This window comes from Mycolicibacterium elephantis DSM 44368, from assembly GCF_004014805.1.
In the GTDB taxonomy this organism is placed as follows: domain Bacteria; phylum Actinomycetota; class Actinomycetes; order Mycobacteriales; family Mycobacteriaceae; genus Mycobacterium; species Mycobacterium elephantis.
Genome location: NZ_ATDN01000008.1, coordinates 1 through 19,484, shown reverse-complemented (window position 1 = coordinate 19,484; position 19,484 = coordinate 1). Strand labels below are relative to the sequence as shown.

The window sequence follows — 19,484 nt, the reverse complement described above, 5'->3', positions numbered from 1 at the left end:
GAGAAACTAAAACTGACTTTAGTTTTACTTTCGCTGCCGAGTCAACAGTGCTCAGTCGGTGAGGTCGACCCGCACCGTCAACAGGTTGGTGCCGAACGTGCGCACGCCCATGCTGTTGAACTGCGGCAGCGACCTGAGCCGTTCGTGCGGGTCGTCGTCGGGCATCAGATGCGCAATGCCGTTGTGCCAGCGCCCGTTCAGCCGCACCCGCACGTGGGGGTCGGCCTTGATGTTCTTGATGTACTGCGAGTTCTCGCCGAACTCCGAGACGAACCAGAACTCGTTGCCCACCCGACTGCCGCCCAGCGGGGTGCGGCGCGGCTGGCCCGACTTGCGTCCCTTCGTCTCCAACAGCGTCTGGAACGGCAGCAGCCGCGTCACCCGGTTGGCGACGTTCTTCTGGAAGAGCTTGGTAATGCGGTCGCGCACGTCGTCGGCCATCTGGGTTTCTCCTCACACCATCGCGGTTCTGGGAATCTTCATACCCAGTCTGAGGGCTCCGGCCAGTTCTCGGCTGGTGTCGTAGTCAAACACCACATGCCCGGAGATCACGTCGACGTCGCGCCGAATCCGCTGCAGCGGGTTGTCGACGAAGTGGGCGCTGGCGCCCGACGCCTCCAGCAGCAGCCCGATCACCGCCCGCGATTCGTGCACGATGTGGGCGGCGGCCAGTCGTGCCGCCCCGCGCACCGGTCGGGGCACCTCGTCTCCGGCAGCGACGGCGGCTTCGATCTCGCCGACGGTGTCGGACAGCAGGGCCCGCACCGCGCGCAACCGGACCTCGGCCTCGGCGAGGCGGGCCTGGGCGATCGGCTTGTCCTTCTGCATCACACCCTCGTAGGCCAGCACGCGCTCCGAAAGACGGTCGGCGTAGATCTCCGCGGCGCGCTCGGCGCTGCCGAACGCGGGCATCGCCGCCAGCAGGGCCAGCGCGGGCACCATCGGCCACCGGTAGGTGCCCGCGTCGTGCAGGCCCGCCCCGGGGGCGGTGCCGGTGTAGATGTCGGCCACCCGCACCAGGCGGTGGTCGGGCACGAACGCATCAGAGATCACCACGTCGTTGGAGCCGGTGGCGCGCATGCCGTCGGTGTGCCAGACGTCCTCGATCGTCACCGCGTCGATCGGCAGCAGCGCCAGCGCGGGATAGATGGCGTCGTCCGGTCCGCACAACGCGCCGACGATGACCCAGTTGCCGTCCATCACGCCCGTGGCCCACGACCAGCGGCCGGTCAGCCGCACACCACCGGGCGCGGGCACGCCGCGTCCGGTGGGGGCCAGGGGGGCCGGCGCCAGGAAGGGCCGCGTCGCGAACGCCTCCTCCTGGGCGCGCTCGTCGAACAGCGCCAGCATCCAGTTGTGCAGGGCGTAGAAACCGATCGTCCACGCGCTCGACGCGCACCCGTGGGCCATCCGCCGCACCGGGTCCAGGATCGACGGAAATGCGGCCTGTTCGCCGCCGTAGCGCGCAGGCACGAGAAGTTCGGTGAACCCGGAGGCGGTGAACTCGCGGACGGTCTCGGCGGGCAGCCGCCGCAGCCGCTCGGCCTCGGCGGCTCGATCGGCGAGGTTGGTGACGAACTCGCTGGTGATGGCGTCGGCCGCCGAAGTCAGAGGCATGTCACCGGACGCTACCATACTTTTTTGTATGGAAAGCGCGGCCCGCTACCGGCCCAGCATGATGTCGAGAAAGCGTTCCCGCTGGTCAGCCGCGCGAGGACTGGGCTGACGCCCCGACAGGTGCAGAAACCCGATACCGGCGGCGAAGGTGGCGTTGGCGCGCAGGTCGGCTTCTTCGGCGTCGAATCCGTAGTCGAGGAACGCCTGGCGCACCGCGTCCACCACGCGCTGATCGGATGAGCGCACGCTGGCGGCCACCGCGGTATCGGTGCGGGCCCACTCCCGCATGGCCCGTTCCAGGGTCCAGTGCCGCGCCGTGACCAGCGACGTCATCATTTGCGAGAGCCGGTCGCGCGGCGGCATGTCGCTCGCCTCGGCAAAGAACCGCCGATCCTCGTCGCGCAGGTCGCCCCACGCCTCTATGAGCGCGGAGCGGTAGCCGGCCATGTCGGCGAAATGCCAGTAGAAGCTGCCTTTGGTGGCGCCGACGCGCTCGCACAATCGGTCGAGCTTGAGCGCCTTGATGCCCTCTTCGGCCAGGATCGCGTAGCCGGCCTCGATCCAGTTCTCCACCGAGAGTCGCGGCGTGCGCTCCGTTGCCATGAACCGCAGCCTACGGTCCGATACTCGGCGCCGCCGACGCCTCGTCCGCCTCTTCGCCCACACCTTGTCGGCGGGGCCGGCGGGTGCACGAAATCGGGCGTCGCGGCCGGTCGGGCTTTATCACATGCTGGTCACATGTTTTACTGCACACGCGACAACTGAAGTTTCTCGGTCCGTTCGACGGCCGCGGGGCGGTCGAACGGGCACGACGACGCGGTGAAGACATCGCTGCGCCGTCGGTGGCGATCGCTTCGATCGCGGGGGAATGGCTGTGTGTACGGCAAAACCGGAAATGGATGGAATTGCAGTATGAGCTTCATTGACAAGATCCGTGGCCCGTGGGCCCGTCGGTTCGCGGTGGCCGCGGTGGCGGCGGCCGTGCTGCCCGGCGTGGTGGGTCTCACCGGAAACTCCGCCACCGCCGAGGCGTTTTCCCGGCCTGGCCTGCCGGTCGAGTACCTGATGGTGCCGTCACCATCGATGGGCCGCGACATCAAGGTCCAATTCCAGCCAGGCGGGCCGCACGCGGTGTACATGCTCGATGGTCTGCGGGCCCGCGACGACTACAACGGCTGGGATATGGAGACCCAGGCGTTCGAGTGGTACCTCGACTCGGGCCTCGCCGTCGTCATGCCGGTCGGCGGTCAGTCCAGCTTCTACAGCGACTGGTATCGGCCGGCCTGCGGCAACAACGGCTGCCAGACCTACAAGTGGGAGACGTTCCTGACCAGCGAGCTGCCGCAGTGGCTGTCGGCCAACCGGGGCATCTCGACGACCGGCAACGCCGCGGTGGGCCTGTCGATGTCGGGCAACTCGGCGATCATCCTCTCGGTCTACCACCCCGACCAGTTCATCTACGCCGGGGCGCTGTCGGCGTTCCTGAACCCGTCGGAGGGCAGCTGGCCGTTCCTGATCAACATGGCGATGGGTGACGCGGGTGGCTTCGAGGCCAACGACATGTGGGGCCCGACCGAAGACCCCAACAGCGCCTGGAAGCGCAACGACCCGATGTTGCAGATCCCGAAGATCGTCGCCAACGGCACCCGGCTCTGGGTGTACTGCGGTAACGGCACGCCCAACGAGCTGGGCGGCGCCAACCTGCCCGCCGAGTTCCTCGAGGGCTTGACGATCCGCACCAACATCACGTTCCGCGACAACTACATCGCCGCGGGCGGCAACAACGGCGTCTTCAACTTCCCGCCGTACGGCACCCACAGCTGGGAGTACTGGAGCCAGCAGCTGCAGGAGATGAAGCCCGACCTGCAGCAGCACCTGGGCGCCGCCTGACAGTTCGACAAGACGCGAAGGTCCCCGGCTCGCTCGGTCTGAACCGAGCCCCGGGGACCTTTGCGCTGACGGTCAGAAGCCGTCGGGGCGCTGGTCCGGCCCTCCCGCGAGCAGACGCGTACACTCCCTAAAACGCGCTGTTTCGGGGGTGTACGCGTCTGCTCGCCGGGAGCTGGAAGGTGTTACTTCAGTTCGGCCGACGACAGGCCCAGCAGGCGGCGCGCCACCACCAGAAGCTGGATCTGCTGGGTGCCCTCGAAGATGTCGAGGATCTTGCTGTCGCGGGCCCACTTCTCCAGCAGGGTCTGTTCCGAATAGCCCACGGTGCCTGCCAATTCGACGGCCTTCAGCGTGATGTCGCTGGCGACCCGGCCGGCCTTGGCCTTGCCCATCGACGCTTCCTTGGAGTTGGGTATGTCGTTGTCGGCCTGCCACGCCGAGCGCACCATCAACAGATAGGCGGCCTCCCAGTCGGATTCCATCCGAAGAAACTCCGCGGCCGGTGCGCTCTGCGCGTGCGCGGGCTTGTCGTAGGAGATCTCGATGCCCGCCTCGGTGAGGATCTTGCGCAGCTCCTCCAGCGCCGCGCGGGCGATGCCAACGGCCATCGCGGCGACGACAGGACGGGTGTTGTCGAAGGTCTCCATCACCCCGGCAAAACCCTTGTCCACGTTGATCTCCGGGCTACCGAGCAGGTTCTTCTTCGGGATCCGGACGTTGTCGAACCGGATCACCGCGGTGTCGGACGCCTTGATGCCCAGCTTGTCCTCGAGACGCTCGACGGTGACACCGGGATGCTCGCGCGGCACGATGAACGACTTGATCGCCGCGCGGCCCTTCGACTTGTCCAGCGTCGCCCACACCACGATGTGTGTGGCGCGGGAGCCGGCGGTGACGAAGATCTTCTCGCCGTTGATCACGTACTCGTCACCGTCGAGCGTCGCGGTCGTCGATACCGCGGCCGAGTCGGATCCGAAGCCCGGCTCGGTGATGGCCATCGCCGCCCAGACGTCCTTACCGAGCCGCTCGAGCTGCTCGGGCGTGGCCACGCTGTTGATCGCGGCGTTGCCGAGGCCCTGGCGAGGCACCGACAGCATCAATGCCACGTCGCCCCAACTGATCTCCATCACGTTGAGCACCGCGGACATGTTGGCGCCGTTGTGGTTGGCGCCCTTGGGCTCGTCGCCCTCGCGGAAGGCCTCGGCGCCGGCGAACGCGATGGTCTTGGCCTCCGAGATGCCCTCGAAGAGGGTGGCCAGGGTGTCGAGCTCGACGGGGTACTCGTGCTCGCGCAGATCCCATTTGCGCGAGATCGGCCGCAGCATCTCGGCGGCGCCCTGGTGCGCCTTCTCGATGACCGCCTCGAGCTTCTTCGGCAGTTCCAGATTGATTGCCATGATCAGACTTTCGTGATGAGGAATGACGGCTCAGATGACTACTCAGATGACTACGACGCCCTCGGCGACGCCGATCGCGCGCAGATCGCGGTACCAGCGTTCGACGGGGTGTTCCTTGGTGTAGCCGTGGCCACCGAGAAGCTGCACACCGTCGAGTCCGATCTGCATGCCCTTGTCGGTGCCGAGGCGCTTGGCCAGCGCGGCTTCCCGGGCGAAGGGCAGCCCCTGATCGGCGCGGGAGGCCCCGCGCCAGGTGATCAACCGCAGCCCGTCGAACTCGATCGCCATGTTGGCGCACATGAACGCCACCGCCTGCCGGTGGGCGATCGGCTCACCGAATGCGTGCCGCTCCTTGACATATGGCACCACGTAGTCGAGCACCGCATGGGCGGTCCCGACCGCCAGTGCCGCCCAGCCCAGCCGCGACAGCGCGATCGCCTCCGAGTAGTCCTCGTCAGTGGCACCGTCCTCGCCGAGGCGCGCCGACAGCGGCACGGTCACCTTGTCGAGGGTGACCTGGCCGAGCGCCGCGGCGCGGATCCCCATGCTGGGATCGGCCGTGACGCTGAGGCCCTGAGACGACGACTCGACGATGAACAACGCCGGCTTGCCGTTCAGTTGTGCTGCCACGATGAAGATCTCGGCGTTCGCGGCGGCGGGCACCAGCGACTTGACGCCGTCGAGGCGGTAGCCGCTCGGGGTGCGCACGGCCGTCGTCTTCAGCGCTGTCGGGTCGAAAAGCGGATGAGGTTCGGCGATCGCCACACAGGCTTGGGGCACGTTCTCGCCGGCGAACTCCTTGAGGTAGGTCGCCTGTTGATCGGCGCTGCCCCAATGGGTGAGCGCCGAGGCGACCCCGGCGGGGGCCAGGATCGGCAGCGCCAGCCCCATGTCGCCGTAGGACAGCGCCTCGGCGACCAGCACGTTGGTGACCGCCGCCCGGTGCGCGGCGATGCCCTCGAAGTTCTCGGGCACGTTGATCGCGGTGATCCCGAGTTCGTTGGCCTTGTCGACGAGGTCTTCGGGATATGACGCGGCGTCGTCGGCCTCGCGGGCGACCGGGCGCATCACCTCGGTGGCGAACTCGTTCACGGTCTCGACGATCATCTTCTGCTCGTCGTCGGGGGTGAGGTCGAAGTAGTCCGAGCCGCTCTTCTTCAGCCGGGTCGGCGCGTTGCCGCTGCCGGTGACCCGCTTGAACTGCCTGCTGGCCGCGCCGGCCGCCGAGAACGCGTGCTTGACGCCGTACTTCAGGCCGCGGTTGAGGGGGTCACGCAGGTGGTAGCGGTCGAGAAACTCCTGCCCGACCAGCGGCGTCACCAGGGCCAGGCCCAGATCGGTCGCCGTGCGCTTGTGCTTTCTGAGGCCGACGGCGCTTTCCTTGCCGGTGCGCTTCGGCCGTGCTCCGTTTTTCGACGGCAGGGTGTTGGTCATTTTCAGCTGCCTCGCTATGGGGATTGTCGTTCGCGCTTGCCGAACTGACTCCAGAGTAAGGTATCCGAACTGACTCTTGAGTAAGATCGGTCCGCTTTGTAGCGCAATTCACACGCGGGATGCGGTGTGCACACGTCAGGAGGGCTGAGAAAGCCTGGCCAACACCGCGTCATGCAGCCGGCCGTTGGTGGCGACCGCGCTGCCGCCGTGCGGACCCGGCTGCCCGGCCAGGTTCGTGAACGTGCCGCCTGCCTCGCGAACCAAGATGTCCAGCGCGGCCAGGTCCCACAGCGACACCTCGGGTTCGGCGGCGATGTCCACGGCCCCTTCGGCCAGCAGGCAGTAGGACAGGAAATCACCGAAGCCACGGACCCGCCACACGTCGTCGGTCAGCTCGATGAAGCGCTCACGCAGCCCGAGCGCCGCCCAGCCCGACAGGCTCGAGAACGACAGGCTCGCCGCGTCCAGGTCGTCGACCTTCGACACGGACAGTCGCCGCTCCGGCTGCGCGCCCACCCGGCCGTAGGCGCCGTGCCCGGCGAGCGCCCACCAACGTCGTTGCAGCGCAGGCGCGCTCACCACACCGAGCACCGGGACACCGTCCTCCAGAAGGGCGATCAGCGTCGCCCACACCGGCACGCCGCGCACGAAGTTCTTCGTGCCGTCGATCGGGTCGACCACCCACTGGCGCCCGCTGAACTCCGTCGTCCCGCCGAACTCTTCGCCGAGCACCGCGTCGTTGGGGCGGTGCTCCTCCAGGCGGCGACGGATCCGCGCCTCGACGTCGAGGTCGGCGTCGGTGGCCGGGGTGAGGTCCGGTTTGGTTTCGACGACGAGGTCCACCGCACCGAAGCGCTCAGTCGTCAACACATCGGCCTCGTCGGTCAACGTCATCGCCAGCGTCAGGTCATCGGCCTCAGAACACATGCCTGTCGTCCTACCATGTCGGTGTGTGGGAATTCCTGGCGATGCTGCTCATCATCGGCGCCATCGTCGTCATCGCCGGGCCGATGATCATGCGTCGCCGCGGCGCCGGCGCCGACTGGCCGTCGGGCACGCTGCTGGTGACCGGGGTCAGCCCGCGTCCGACCGACGTCTCCGGGCAGCAGTACGCGACGATCACCGGTGTGATCAACGGGCCCACGGTCAACGAACACGTGGTGTATCAGCGCCTCGAGGTCGACGTCGACAACTGGCCGACCATGGGCGCGCTGTTTCCCGTCGTCTACTCGCCAAAGAACCCCGACAACTGGCGGTTCGCCCCGCAGGAGATCCCGCCCGCGCAGGGCGGGCCGCCGCCGTACGCCTGAGGATCGCGCTCAGGCGCCGCGACCGTTGTCAGCCGTGCCCGATGCGCAGCAGGTCCGCGACGCTGGAAAGCTTCACCCGGGGCCGGCCGTGCGGTTCACCCGCGGAGCGTTCGTGCTCGTCGATCAGCTTCCAGTGGTCGCCGGTGACCACCTTGGGCTGGCGCTCCACCAGCCACCGCGCCAGCTGTTCGGCGTGATCGGGGTCGCGCTCGGCCAACTCGGCCTCGCGCAGGTCGGCGATCAGCGTGTCGACGGTCTCCTGTGAGTCGCTCTTGTTGCTGCCGATGACGCCGGTGGGCCCGCGCTTGATCCAGCCGACGACGTACTCGTTGCGGCTGCCCTCGACGCGTCCCTTCGTGTGCGGAATGGTGCAGGTGCGATCGTCGAACGGCAGCCCCGGGGTGGGCACCCCGCGGTAGCCGACGGCCCGCACCACCAGCTGGGCCGGCACCTCCTCGCGTTCGCCGGTGTCCTTGGCGACGACGCGGCCGTTGTCGGTGACCAACTCGTTGCGGCCCAGCACGATCGACTCCACCTTGCCGTCGCCCTTGATCTCGATCGGGGAGGTGCGGAACCGGAACACGATGCGCCGTTTGGCGCCGCGCGGTGGCCGCTCGGCATACGCACGCATCACTTTGATGTTGTTGCGTACGGTCTTGCTCGCCGCTTCCAGGTCCTCGTCGGTGATGTCGGCGAAATCCGCGGGATCCAGGATCACGTCGACGTCGGCCAGGCCCTTCAGATCGCCGAGCTCACGCAGCTCGAGCGTGGTGAACGGGGCCTGCAGCGGGCCGCGCCTTCCGATGATGAGGACCTCCTCCACGCCGCGCTCGCCCAGCGCCTCCAACGCGTGGTCGGCGATGTCGGTCCTGGCGAGCGTGTCGGGGTCGGTGACCAGGATGCGGGCCACATCCAGCGCGACGTTGCCGTTGCCGACGACCACGGCACGCCCGGTTGACACGTTCGGCGCCATCTCGCCGAAGTGCGGGTGCGCGTTGTACCAACCGACGAGGTCCACGGCGGCGACGCTGCCGGGCAGGTCTTCGCCGGGGATCCCGAGCGGCCGGTCGGACTGGGCGCCGACGGCGTAGATGACGGCGTCATAGCGTTCGGCCAGCTCGGCGGCCTGCACGTGCTCGCCGACGGTTATGTTGCCGAAGAAGCGGAACCGCGGGTCGGACGAAATCTTCTCGAACTGGGCGCTGATCGACTTGATTTTGGGGTGGTCGGGAGCCACACCGGAGCGCACCAACCCCCAGGGCGTCGGCAGCATCTCGAGCATGTCGATGCGCACGTCTGGGACCTGGTCGGCGTCGTCTCTGGCATCGGCGTACTTCAGCAGCGATGCCGCGGCAAAGTAACCCGAGGGGCCCGAGCCGACGATCGCCACATGATATGGACGCATACTCAACCTTCTGTAGGCCGTGTCGCTGCCCTGGCGACGTGCAAAGGGCTGTCGCGTCATCGCCGGGCTGGTTTCCCACCCGATGCTAAACGCGGAGGCGGTCCATTGCCGCCAGTGAGGTGGAACCGACACGCCGGTACGCTGATTTCCTGTGGATACCGACCGTCAAGCCGATATCGCAGCCCTGGACTCCACCCTCACCACGGTGGAGCGGGTGCTCGACGTGGAAGGGCTCCGCGGTCGCATCGAGAAGCTCGAACACGAAGCCTCCGACCCCAACCTGTGGGATGACCAGGCGCGCGCACAGCAGGTCACCAGCGAGCTGTCGCACGCCCAGGGGGAGTTGCGTCGGGTCGAGGAGCTGCGCCGCCGCCTCGACGACTTGCCGGTGCTCTACGAGCTGGCCGAGGAAGAGGGCGGCGCCGACGAACTCGCGGAGGCCGACGAGGAGCTGAAGTCGCTGCGCGCTGACATCGAGGCGATGGAAGTGCGCACCCTGCTGTCGGGTGAGTACGACGAGCGCGAGGCCGTCGTCACGATCCGCTCCGGCGCCGGCGGGGTGGACGCCGCGGACTGGGCCGAGATGCTGATGCGGATGTACATCCGCTGGGCGGAGAAGCACGGCTACCCGGTCGAGGTGCTCGACACCTCCTACGCCGAAGAGGCGGGAATCAAGAGTGCGACGTTCGTGGTGCACGCACCGTTCGCCTACGGCACGTTGTCGGTCGAGCAGGGCACCCACCGGCTGGTGCGGATCAGTCCCTTCGACAACCAGAGCCGCCGCCAGACGTCGTTCGCCGACGTCGAGGTGCTGCCGGTGGTGGACACCACCGACCACATCGACATTCCGGAAAGCGATGTGCGCGTCGACGTGTACCGCTCCAGCGGCCCGGGCGGCCAGTCGGTCAACACCACGGACTCCGCGGTTCGCCTCACCCACATCCCGACCGGAATCGTGGTGACGTGCCAGAACGAGAAATCGCAGCTGCAGAACAAGCTGTCCGCCATGCGGGTGCTGCAGGCAAAGTTGTTGGAACGCAAGCGGTTGGAAGAACGTGCGGAGCTCGATGCGCTGAAGGGCGACGGCGGCAGTTCGTGGGGCAACCAGATGCGCTCCTATGTGCTGCACCCCTACCAGATGGTGAAGGACCTGCGCACCGAGCACGAGGTCGGCAACCCCGCTGCCGTCCTGGACGGCGACATCGACGGATTCCTCGAAGCGGGAATCCGCTGGCGTAACCGACGTGATGACGAGTAGCCGCCATCTCGCGTTCTCGCCGGCCCAGGGGTGGCATGACTTCTGGCACGGCACCCTCGGCGACTGGATCCTGACCAAAGGGCTGCGGATCACCCTGCTTCTGATCGGCGCGGTGCTGGCGGCCCGCTTCATCAGCTGGGCGGCGATGCGGGTCACCCGCCGGCTCGAGGAGGACTTCCAGACCGGCGAGAACCTGGTGCGGACGGAGGCCTCCAAGCACCGCCAGGCGGTCGCGTCGGTGATCTCCTGGGTGTCGATCGTGCTGCTGTTCGTGGTGGTCGCCATGCAGATCACCAACATCCTCGACGTGCCGGTCGGCTCGCTGGTGGCCCCGGCGGCGGTGTTGGGCGCCGCGCTCGGCTTCGGCGCCCAGAAGCTGGTGCAGGACCTGCTGGCCGGGTTCTTCATCATCACCGAAAAGCAGTACGGCTTCGGCGATCTGGTTCAGGTGAACATGGTGGGCGCCCCCGATGCCGCAGAGGGCACCGTCGAAGAGGTCACGCTGCGGGTGACCAAGCTGCGCACCAGCGACGGCGAGGTGTTCACCGTTCCCAACGGCAACATCGTGCGCTCGTTGAACATGTCCAAGGACTGGGCGCGCGCGGTGGTCGACATCCCGGTCCCGGTGACCGCGGACCTCAACCGGGTCAACGAGGTGCTACAGGAGGTCGGCGGCGCGGCGACCGAGGACCGCATGCTCAAGGATCTCCTGCTCGACCAACCATCGCTGATGGGGGTGGAGAGCATCGGGCTGGACAACGTGAACCTGCGCATGGTCGCGCGTACCTTGCCCGGCAAGCAGTTCGAGGCCGGCCGGCGTCTCCGGGTGCTGGTGGTGCGGGCATTGGGCAAAGCCGGGGTGGTCACCCCCACCGAAGCGACGCCGGTGGTGGAGGGCTTGCCTCACACCGCGCGCTCGTCGGAGCGATCCGATGGCTGACCGCAAGTCGCGCCTTCCGAGCCATTTGTTCGGCGGCCGCATCCGCACGTCGACGCTCGTGCTGATCGTGGCGTTCGTCGCCGTGTTGTGGCTGCAGCAGACCTACGAGCCGGAGCCGGAGCCGGCCCCACCGGCGACGCAGTTCGTGCCGCCGGGATTTGTGCCCGACCCCGACTACACCTGGGTGCCGCGCACCAGGGTGCGTCAGCCGACCACGACGCCGCCGACCACGACCACCACAACCACGCCGACGACCACGCCACCGACGACGACCACCACCACGCCCACGACGCCGACGACGACACCGACCACCGAAGAGGCGCCGACGACGACGGTGGTGGACCCGGACGGTCCCGGCCCGCTGGCACCGCAGACCCTGACCGTGGAGCCACCACCGGCCGGTCCGCAGAACCCGGAGCCGTTCGCGCCCGGCTGGGGTCCGGTGACGACGACGGCTCCGCCTGGCTAGCACCGCTACACTGGCGTGCCGTGATCACCCTCGATCGTGTTTCCAAGCAGTACAAGTCGTCGGCACGGCCGGCGCTCGACAACATCTCGGTCAAGATCGACAAAGGCGAGTTCGTCTTCTTGATCGGTCCGTCGGGATCCGGAAAGTCGACGTTCATGCGGCTGTTGCTGGCCGAGGACACGCCGACGAGCGGTGACATCCGCGTCTCGAAGTTCCACGTCAACAAGTTGCCCGGTCGGCACATCCCCGGCCTGCGCCAGGTGATCGGCTGCGTGTTCCAGGACTTCCGGCTGCTGCAGCAGAAGACCGTTTTCGAAAACGTCGCCTTCGCCCTCGAGGTGATCGGCAAACGCGCCGAGGTGATCAACCGGGTGGTGCCCGACGTGCTGGAGATGGTCGGGCTTTCCGGCAAGGCCAACCGGCTGCCGGCCGAACTGTCCGGCGGCGAGCAGCAACGCGTGGCCATCGCCAGGGCGTTCGTCAACCGGCCGCTGGTCCTGCTGGCCGACGAGCCCACCGGCAACCTCGATCCTGAGACCAGTAAGGACATCATGGATCTGCTTGAGCGCATCAACCGCACGGGCACGACCGTGCTGATGGCCACCCACGACCATCACATCGTCGACTCGATGCGGCAGCGCGTCGTCGAGCTCGAACTGGGCAGGCTGGTTCGTGACGAGCAGCGCGGCGTGTACGGAATGGACCGCTAGTGCGCTTCGGCTTCCTGATCAACGAGGTCCTCACCGGATTTCGTCGCAACGTCACCATGACGGTGGCCATGATCCTGACCACCGCGATCTCGATCGGCCTGTTCGGTGGCGGCCTGTTGGTGCTGCGGCTGGCTGACCAGTCGCGCGCCATCTATCTCGACCGGGTGGAGAGCCAGGTCTTCTTGACCGACGACGTCTCGGCCAACGACCCGACCTGCGACGCCGACCCGTGCCAGGCGTTGCGTGAGCAGATCGAGAACCGTGACGACGTGCGGTCGGTGCGGTTTCTCAACCGCGACCAGGCCTACGACGACGCCATCGCGAAGTTTCCGCAGTACAAGGACGTCGCCGGCCGTGACGCGTTTCCCGCGTCGTTCATCGTCAAGCTGGACAACCCCGAGGAGCACCGGGAGTTCGACGAGGCCATGGTCGGCCAACCCGGCGTGCTGAACGTGCTCAACCAGAAGGAGCTGATCGACCGGCTCTTCGCCGTGCTCGACGGGCTGTCCAACGCGGCGTTCGCGATCGCGTTGGTGCAGGCGGTCGGCGCGGTGCTGTTGATCGCCAACATGGTGCAGGTCGCGGCCTACACCCGTCGCACCGAGATCGGCATCATGCGCCTGGTCGGCGCCAGCCGGTGGTACACCCAGCTGCCGTTCCTGGTGGAGGCGATGCTCGCGGCGTTCATCGGCGTGATCATCGCGATCATCGGGCTGATTCTGGTGCGGGCGCTGTTCCTGGAGAACGCGCTCAACCAGTTCTACCAAGCCAACCTGATCGCGAAGGTCGACTACGCCGACGTGCTGTACTTCAGCGCGCCGTTCATGATGTTCCTGGGCCTGGCGATGTCGGGCATCACCGCCTACATCACGCTGCGGCTCTACATTCGACGCTGAGATGGCCAAGAAAGCCGACCCGTCGAGGTCCAGTAACAACAAGGTTGTCGCGACGAACCGCAAAGCGCGACACAACTATTCGATACTGGAAACCTTCGAGGCCGGGATCCAGCTGGTCGGCACCGAGGTCAAGAGCCTGCGCGAGGGGCAGGCGTCGCTCGCCGACGCGTTCGCCACCGTCGACGACGGCGAAGTGTGGTTGCGTAACTTACACATCCCCGAGTATCACCACGGCAGCTGGACCAACCACTCGCCGCGGCGCAACCGCAAACTGTTGTTGCACCGCAAAGAGATTGATCGGCTGATTGGCCGGATCCGGGACGGCAACCTGACATTGGTGCCGCTGTCGCTGTACTTCTCCGACGGCAAGGTCAAGGTCGAGATGGCGTTGGCGCGCGGCAAGGAAGCCCGCGACAAGCGCCAGGACCTGGCCCGCCGCGACGCCCAGCGCGAGATCACCCGCGAGCTGGGCCGCCGCGCCAAAGGCATGACCTAGCTGGCTCTCCTTCCCGGCGAGAGTGCGTGTCCCCGAGCGACACGCCGGTCTGCGACCCGATTTTGCGCACGCTCGCCGGTGCGCAGCGATACGTTCGGCGGCGTGAGTACTCCTCGGCAACCAACCATCCTCGACAAATCCGCGGTGCTGACCGGGCTGTTCGCGGTCTGGGACGACATCGCCGCGCTCGCGGCCGGCCTGGACGACGCGCAGTGGGAGGCGCCGACGCCGCTGCCCGGATGGAGCGTGCGCGACGTCGTCGCCCACCTCATCGGGGTGGAGTCCATGCTGCAGGGCGTGGAGACCCCCGACGCCGACGTCGACGTGTCCACGCTCGAGCACGTGCGCAACGACATCGGCGCGATGAACGAACGATGGGTGCGTGGGCTGCGGCAGATCAGCCCGGCCGAGCTGCTCGAGCGGTTCCGCGCGGTCACGGCCGACCGACGCGAGGCGCTGACGGCGCTCTCCGAAGACGACTGGAACGCCGTCACCATGACACCGGCCGGTCCGGACAGCTACGGGCGGTTCATGCGGGTGCGGGTGTTCGACTGCTGGATGCACGAGCACGATATCCGCGACGCGATCGGCCAACCGGTCGCCGACGCCGAGCTGGCGCGACCCGCAGCCGAGCTCTCGCTGGACGAGATGGCCGCCAGCATGGGCTTCGTGGTCGGCAAGCTCGGCGGGGCGCCCGACGGCGCGCGGGTGTCGATCGAGCTGACCGGACCGCTGGGCCGCACGATCAACGTCGCGGTCGCGGGCAGGGCACAGGTGGTCGACGACTTCGGCGGCGAACCGCCCACGTCGACGATCCGGCTCGACGGGCTGCTGTTCACCCGGCTCGCCGGTGGACGCACCCCGCTGGATCACGACGCCATCGCCTACGGCGGCGACGAGGCCGTCGGCCGTCGGATCGTCGAGCACCTCAACTATGTGATCTGACGCCGTCGCCGCGCAAGAACCGGATAAATTTGGCGAAACACAAACCGCGACAGGGAGGTTGACTACGTGAGCCGCGCCCGCGACCACGGCATCGTCATCGGAGATCTGCCCACCGGACCGCTGAACGCCATCACCGACGTCGCCGGAGTGCGCGTCGGGCACACCACGTTGGTGTCGGGTTCGGGTCCCCGCGACCCCGGTAACGGGCCGGTGCGCACGGGCGTCACCGTCGTCATCCCGCGCGACGAGCCCTGGAACCGGCCGCTTTTCGCCGCGCCGCACCGACTCAACGGCAACGGCGAGCTGACCGGCCAGCACTGGGTCGCCGAGTCCGGTCAGCTCACCAGCTACATCGGCCTGACGAACACGCACAGCGTCGGGGTGGTCCGAGACGCGCTGATCGCCCACGAGAAAAGCGTCCGCGGCGACGAGTTCTTCTTCTCGCTGCCGGTGGTCGGGGAGACCTGCGACGGAATTCTCAACGACCTGAACGGGTTCCATGTACGCCCGCAGCATGTCGAGGCGGCGATCGCCGACGCGTCCGGCGGCCCGGTGCAGGAAGGGGCCGTCGGCGGCGGCACCGGGATGATCGCCCACGGATACAAGGGCGGCATAGGGACGTCGTCGCGGGTCGCCGGCGACCACACCGTCGGCGTGCTGGTGCAGGCCAACCACGGCGCCCGGGAGCGGCTGATGATCGACGGGGTGCCGGTGGGCCGGCTGCTGCCCCCGCCGCCGACGCCGACGCTCATGCCCGGGCAGCCGCCGGAGGGCACCGGGTCGATCATCGTGCTGGTGGCCACCGACGCGCCGCTGATCCCGACGCAGTGCGCGCGCCTGGCGCAGCGGGCGGCGCTCGGCATCGCGCGTACCGGCGGCGCCGGCGAGAACGGCAGCGGCGACATCGCGTTCTGCTTCGCGACCGGCAACGACGTCGTCGGTGATTTCGCCGCCGCACCCGGACCCGATGTGGCGGAGATTAAGATGCTGGCGAACCGCCTGATCGACGGGTTGTTCTACGCCACGGTCGAGGCCACCGAGGAAGCGATCATCAACGCGATGTTCGCCGGCGAGACGATGGAGGGCCCCGACGGCCTTGTGGTGACCGCGCTGCCGCGCGAGCAGGCCGCCGACCTGGTCAAACGCCACCGCGACCTGGCGGCCGGATAACACGCGCTACGCCCCCGGGCGGGAAGAAATCGGTGTGGCGCGGCGTTGAGGAAGACGTATCATGGATAGTCCTGCCAGGACGGCAGGGTGTTGTTCGACAACTAGACATGGGGCTGAACGGTTTCGACTTCGAGTGTCGAATCAAGGGAAGCGTGCCGGTGCAGGCAAGAGACCACCGTAAGCGTCGTTGCAACCAAATAAGCGCCGATTCTCATCAGCGCGACTACGCCCTCGCTGCCTAAGCGACGGCTAGTCTGTCAGCCCGGGAGCGCCCTCGACCCGGTGTCTGGCATCAGCTAGAGGGATCCACCGGTGAGTCCGGTCGCGGGACTCATCGGGACACCAACAGCGACTGGGATCGTCATCCTGACTTGTCCGCGTGATCAGGAGATCCGAGCAGAGGCATAGCGGACTGCGCACGGAGAAGCCTTGAGGGAACACCGTAGGACCCGGGTTCGATTCCCGGCAGCTCCACAGGGGAAAGCAGGCCAGAGTGTATTTTCGCTCTGGCCTGCTTCTCGTTTGGGCACATTCTGGACACAGGTCGTCGGGAACAGGTGCCCGTACGGATCGCGCGTCACCGGCGTCGGTGATGCCGTCCCTCCCAGACGTGGGCGACTGCGGCACAGCCGTGAGGTAGTAGGCACCCGGCCAATGGCTGCCGGCCAGCAGCGGGTGAGCGAGGTCACGCCAGATGACGCGATATCACCCAGCGCGCGACCAGGAAACCGAGCAGCCCGCAGTACACCGCCTTGACCGCCATCAGAGCGGCCAGTGACCATTTCGTCATCCCGAGCCCGTGCAGTGCCCAGAACAGCGCGATCACCACCACCGCGGCGGCGGCACCGAGCACCGGCCCGGCGACCCAGCCGCGCCGGGGCAACCGGTGCAGCCAGCGCGACGACGACGCGTTCCGCGAGTGCACGCGACCAGCCTTCTTCTCCCGCCGTACGCCCCACTGGGCGAATATCCCCACCAGCGTCGACAAGATCAGCGAGGTGATGACGAAGTTGACCACCAGACCGTCGGCGCCCCAGATCGGCTGAGCTCCCTTGTGTCGCAACGAGAGCCAGTCGATGGCCGGGTTGACCACGAAATTGATCAGCCCGGCCACCGCAGCCTGGGTCCGGATATACGCGGCGGTCGTCGCCACCCTCACTCCCGGGGAGCGGTGGCACGCAACGCAGCTTCGACATCGCCAGCGGCGAAGGCCTTGCGTCGTTGTGCGGCAAGGTCTTTCAGATATCCCTTTACCCTCTCCGGTGCCGCTGAATATGTCCGCCACAGCTCGCGGGGTTTGTCCGGGAAGGCGATGATGCCCTCACCGGCGGCGACTCCGGCCAGGATGATCGCCGCCGCATATTTCACTCTGCCCTGTTTCTGTTGCGACATATCGAGGGCGATGCTACGGGTGTGCGGCGAGGAACGTTCTGTGCGGCAGGCCGGCCGAAAGCGCCTCGACGTCGAACGGCCGGTCCAGCAGCGCGTGCAGTTGCTCGCGATCGACGAGCTGACTGATCTCTGGGGTCTGTCGGGCGAAGAGCCGCCCCAGATACGGATAGAGCCGACGCATTATTGCGCGTTCGGCCGACGTGCAGGTCGCCGCGCAGTAGCCGACATGCCCGATCTCGTCGGTCAAAATCTCGCGGTACAGAGAATCAATCCGCGCCGCTACGGCGGGCTCGTCGGCGAACAGCTGGATTCCGACCCGCCGCAACTGATCGAACATCACGCATCCAGCCATCTCGCCGGCACCGACGGCCGCTACACCGAGGCGTTCGGGTGTGAACACGCTGAGCTTGACGAACTGTCGCATCACAAACGGAGGCGGCGAGACCTGAAATTGCAATCCGAAGATGTCGAGCACGTAGGCGAGCAGCTTGGTGTGGTAGTGCTCCTCGAGTTCGATGTAGACCCGCTCGCGCGGCCGGTCTTTCCCGCTGTTGATTCCATAGGCCTCTCCGAGGTTGACCCCGAAACGTTCGGCCTGATTGAGCTTCGCGGTGGCCAGCAGGAAGAGCATCTCGGGGCTCAGGCCCGGTTCGGGCCGACGCCGTTTGAGGTTGGCGTTGAACACATCCTGATCGATTCGACGGGTCGATCGAACCGGATTGCTTTCGATGTCGGCAAAGTACTCCTCACGATTGGAGAGGCGCCGGTTGAGCGCGTCCGCTTCGCCGTCTCGCTCGACGAGAAACTCCATATAGCCGTCGATCCCAGTACTCACAACGCCTCCATTCCGGTCACCATCGTCTTCACGTATCGGTCCAGCAGCCTTCTCCGTGCGCCCCCCGTTGTCGCGAGTGTCGTCAACAGGGCAAACATTCCGTTGAGGAAGATGATCGTCAGCTCGTGTGGTTGCACGGAAGCCGACAGCACGCCCTCGTGTTGCGCGCGAGTCATTACCCCGAGTACGTACTCGGCGAGTGGATGCTCACCGAGCTGTGCTTCCGCGGGTCGTGAAGTCGAGAACACGAGCCCCAGCATCTCGCGGAAGATGTTTTCGCCGAGCCGCCGCTCGGCGGCCAGCACTTCGGTGATGACCTCGGAAAGGGCTGATTCTAAATCAGATGGGGACGAACGCTTTTCGAGTTTGGCAACGATTCGGGCTTCTTCGTCATGCTGCAGTTCGGCGAGGACGTGCTCCTTCGTCGGGAAGTGGAAGTAGAACGTTCCCCGAGCAACGCCAACTGCGCGCGCGATCGCGCTGACATCGGCGTTGCCTAGGCCCACCCGGCCGATCTCGGCGACCGCGGCGTCGAACAACCGCGCTCGTGTCTCGAGTCGTTGCGCTTCACGCGTGCTGACTGCGGTGGACACCGTGGGTGCCATGGCGTCACTGTAATCCTGTCACTGACGGTCGTCAATGACGAGTGTCAGCGAGGACGACACGGTGTTGTTGGACAACTGGACGTGGAGCTGGACGGTTTCGACTTCGAGTGTCGATGGACCGGGCGCGGTGCGCCGACCGGCGAGGTATCCCCTTCCCTCGGCAGCACCCCAACGCTCACCGCGACCTTTGAACCCGTCTCACACCCGCGCCGAACGAACCGTGTTATGACGTGACGATAGCCGCGACCAGTACGGCGAGAATCCCTTCAGAGGATGAAAACGCCGAGTCCACCTATCCTCTGTTAGCTCGCTGTTCGGCCTCGGCGCCGGTCGTCTGACCGGCCAAGACCGCCGGCACCAGCCGCGTCTTCTCCTCGGCAGGAATCTCCGTTCGTCGCGATCGGACCATGCCTCACTCAACGTCCTCAACATCGGCCAGACTGGGGATAACGCGACCCTGTCGGAAGTTTGAGTCAGTGGATATGTCGGTTCTCGAATGTATGTTCGAGGTATGTCGGGGAGCGGGTTGCAGGCGGCGATCGCCGAACTGCGTGCGGCCTATGAACAGGTGGCCGCCTGCGATCTGAGCTTGTTGACCCGCCCCGATCTGCTGGCCGCCCTCGATGAGCTCGAAACGCTGTCGTGTCGGCTGCCCACGATGAGTCAGCGCGTGCTGGCGCGGCTGCAGACCGAGACCACACCGCAGGAAATGGGC

21 protein-coding genes, 1 other RNA gene and 1 pseudogene are annotated in these 19,484 nt (G+C 66.9%); 12 read left to right on the top strand and 11 right to left on the bottom strand.

Going from position 1 to position 19,484, the window contains the following annotated elements:
- Positions 1-51: 51 nt before the first annotated feature.
- Genes MELE44368_RS07225 through MELE44368_RS07215 form a run of 3 tightly spaced genes read right to left on the bottom strand, consistent with a single transcriptional unit; the run spans position 52 to position 2,220 of the window.
- Positions 52-441, bottom strand: coding sequence for a nitroreductase/quinone reductase family protein (locus MELE44368_RS07225; protein ID WP_128107884.1), 390 nt, complete (start codon positions 439-441; stop codon positions 52-54).
- Positions 442-453: 12 nt separating this feature from the next.
- Complete coding sequence (locus MELE44368_RS07220; protein WP_128107883.1) at positions 454-1,617, bottom strand: acyl-CoA dehydrogenase family protein; 1,164 nt, start codon at positions 1,615-1,617, stop codon at positions 454-456.
- A 45-nt stretch (positions 1,618-1,662) separates the two neighbouring features.
- Positions 1,663-2,220, bottom strand: a complete 558-nt coding sequence (locus MELE44368_RS07215) for a TetR/AcrR family transcriptional regulator (protein WP_128107882.1) — start codon at positions 2,218-2,220, stop codon at positions 1,663-1,665.
- Positions 2,221-2,529: 309 nt separating this feature from the next.
- Here MELE44368_RS07215 and MELE44368_RS07210 point away from each other — a divergent pair, with 309 nt between their 5' ends.
- The gene (locus MELE44368_RS07210; RefSeq protein ID WP_128107881.1) at positions 2,530-3,507 is read left to right on the top strand and encodes an esterase family protein; all 978 of its coding nucleotides are present in this window, start codon (positions 2,530-2,532) and stop codon (positions 3,505-3,507) included.
- Between the two features lie 182 nt (positions 3,508-3,689).
- Here MELE44368_RS07210 and MELE44368_RS07205 read toward each other — a convergent pair whose 3' ends face one another.
- From MELE44368_RS07205 to hisN, 3 genes are all read right to left on the bottom strand, one after another.
- Positions 3,690-4,904 (bottom strand): acyl-CoA dehydrogenase family protein, encoded by a 1,215-nt coding sequence (locus tag MELE44368_RS07205; RefSeq protein WP_128107880.1) that lies wholly within the window; start codon positions 4,902-4,904, stop codon positions 3,690-3,692.
- A 42-nt stretch (positions 4,905-4,946) separates the two neighbouring features.
- Positions 4,947-6,338, bottom strand: coding sequence for an acyl-CoA dehydrogenase family protein (locus MELE44368_RS07200; RefSeq protein ID WP_128107879.1), 1,392 nt, complete (start codon positions 6,336-6,338; stop codon positions 4,947-4,949).
- Between the two features lie 135 nt (positions 6,339-6,473).
- Positions 6,474-7,265: a histidinol-phosphatase gene (hisN, locus tag MELE44368_RS07195; protein ID WP_128107878.1), complete on the bottom strand. Its 792-nt coding sequence runs from the start codon at positions 7,263-7,265 to the stop codon at positions 6,474-6,476.
- Positions 7,266-7,288: 23 nt separating this feature from the next.
- On the opposite strand from hisN, the gene MELE44368_RS07190 reads away from it, so the two are divergent.
- Entirely contained in the window at positions 7,289-7,648 is a 360-nt protein-coding gene (locus MELE44368_RS07190) for a hypothetical protein (protein WP_128107877.1), read from the top strand.
- A gap of 28 nt (positions 7,649-7,676) precedes the next feature.
- On the opposite strand, the gene MELE44368_RS07185 is transcribed toward MELE44368_RS07190, so the two are convergent.
- Positions 7,677-9,053, bottom strand: coding sequence for an FAD-dependent oxidoreductase (locus tag MELE44368_RS07185; protein ID WP_128107876.1), 1,377 nt, complete (start codon positions 9,051-9,053; stop codon positions 7,677-7,679).
- 151 nt (positions 9,054-9,204) lie between these two features.
- Here MELE44368_RS07185 and prfB point away from each other — a divergent pair, with 151 nt between their 5' ends.
- From prfB to ssrA, 9 genes are all read left to right on the top strand, one after another.
- Positions 9,205-10,311, top strand: a complete 1,107-nt coding sequence (prfB, locus tag MELE44368_RS07180) for a peptide chain release factor 2 (protein ID WP_128107875.1) — start codon at positions 9,205-9,207, stop codon at positions 10,309-10,311.
- A complete protein-coding gene (locus tag MELE44368_RS07175; RefSeq protein WP_128107874.1) occupies positions 10,301-11,251 on the top strand; it encodes a mechanosensitive ion channel family protein in 951 nt (316 codons plus the stop codon). The genes prfB and MELE44368_RS07175 overlap by 11 nt, the downstream gene beginning before the upstream one ends.
- Positions 11,244-11,720 (top strand): Rv3103c family proline-rich protein, encoded by a 477-nt coding sequence (locus tag MELE44368_RS07170; RefSeq protein ID WP_128107873.1) that lies wholly within the window; start codon positions 11,244-11,246, stop codon positions 11,718-11,720. Before MELE44368_RS07175 ends, MELE44368_RS07170 begins: the two co-directional genes overlap by 8 nt.
- A 20-nt stretch (positions 11,721-11,740) precedes the next feature.
- Positions 11,741-12,430: a cell division ATP-binding protein FtsE gene (gene ftsE, locus MELE44368_RS07165; protein ID WP_128107872.1), complete on the top strand. Its 690-nt coding sequence runs from the start codon at positions 11,741-11,743 to the stop codon at positions 12,428-12,430.
- Positions 12,430-13,326, top strand: coding sequence for a permease-like cell division protein FtsX (ftsX, locus tag MELE44368_RS07160; protein WP_128107871.1), 897 nt, complete (start codon positions 12,430-12,432; stop codon positions 13,324-13,326). The genes ftsE and ftsX overlap by 1 nt, the downstream gene beginning before the upstream one ends.
- A 1-nt stretch (position 13,327) precedes the next feature.
- Positions 13,328-13,822, top strand: a complete 495-nt coding sequence (gene smpB / locus MELE44368_RS07155; protein ID WP_128107870.1) for an SsrA-binding protein SmpB — start codon at positions 13,328-13,330, stop codon at positions 13,820-13,822.
- Between the two features lie 102 nt (positions 13,823-13,924).
- Entirely contained in the window at positions 13,925-14,767 is an 843-nt protein-coding gene (locus MELE44368_RS07150) for a maleylpyruvate isomerase family mycothiol-dependent enzyme (protein WP_128107869.1), read from the top strand.
- A gap of 66 nt (positions 14,768-14,833) precedes the next feature.
- On the top strand, positions 14,834-15,937 hold the full coding sequence (locus tag MELE44368_RS07145) for a DmpA family aminopeptidase (protein ID WP_128107868.1): 1,104 nt from the start codon (positions 14,834-14,836) through the stop codon (positions 15,935-15,937).
- Between the two features lie 109 nt (positions 15,938-16,046).
- Positions 16,047-16,414, top strand: a transfer-messenger RNA (tmRNA) gene (gene ssrA / locus MELE44368_RS07140).
- A 208-nt stretch (positions 16,415-16,622) separates the two neighbouring features.
- Here the strand turns inward: ssrA and MELE44368_RS07135 are convergent.
- Genes MELE44368_RS07135 through MELE44368_RS07120 form a run of 4 tightly spaced genes read right to left on the bottom strand, consistent with a single transcriptional unit; the run spans position 16,623 to position 18,769 of the window.
- Positions 16,623-17,090 (bottom strand): hypothetical protein, encoded by a 468-nt coding sequence (locus tag MELE44368_RS07135; protein ID WP_241566510.1) that lies wholly within the window; start codon positions 17,088-17,090, stop codon positions 16,623-16,625.
- A 2-nt stretch (positions 17,091-17,092) separates the two neighbouring features.
- A complete protein-coding gene (locus tag MELE44368_RS07130; RefSeq protein ID WP_128107866.1) occupies positions 17,093-17,329 on the bottom strand; it encodes a hypothetical protein in 237 nt (78 codons plus the stop codon).
- A 13-nt stretch (positions 17,330-17,342) separates the two neighbouring features.
- Entirely contained in the window at positions 17,343-18,140 is a 798-nt protein-coding gene (locus MELE44368_RS07125) for a hypothetical protein (RefSeq protein ID WP_128107945.1), read from the bottom strand.
- Positions 18,141-18,160: 20 nt separating this feature from the next.
- Positions 18,161-18,769: a TetR/AcrR family transcriptional regulator gene (locus MELE44368_RS07120; protein ID WP_128107865.1), complete on the bottom strand. Its 609-nt coding sequence runs from the start codon at positions 18,767-18,769 to the stop codon at positions 18,161-18,163.
- A 496-nt stretch (positions 18,770-19,265) separates the two neighbouring features.
- Here MELE44368_RS07120 and MELE44368_RS07115 point away from each other — a divergent pair.
- A pseudogene (locus tag MELE44368_RS07115) lies at positions 19,266-19,484 on the top strand (HNH endonuclease signature motif containing protein); the annotation flags it as partial.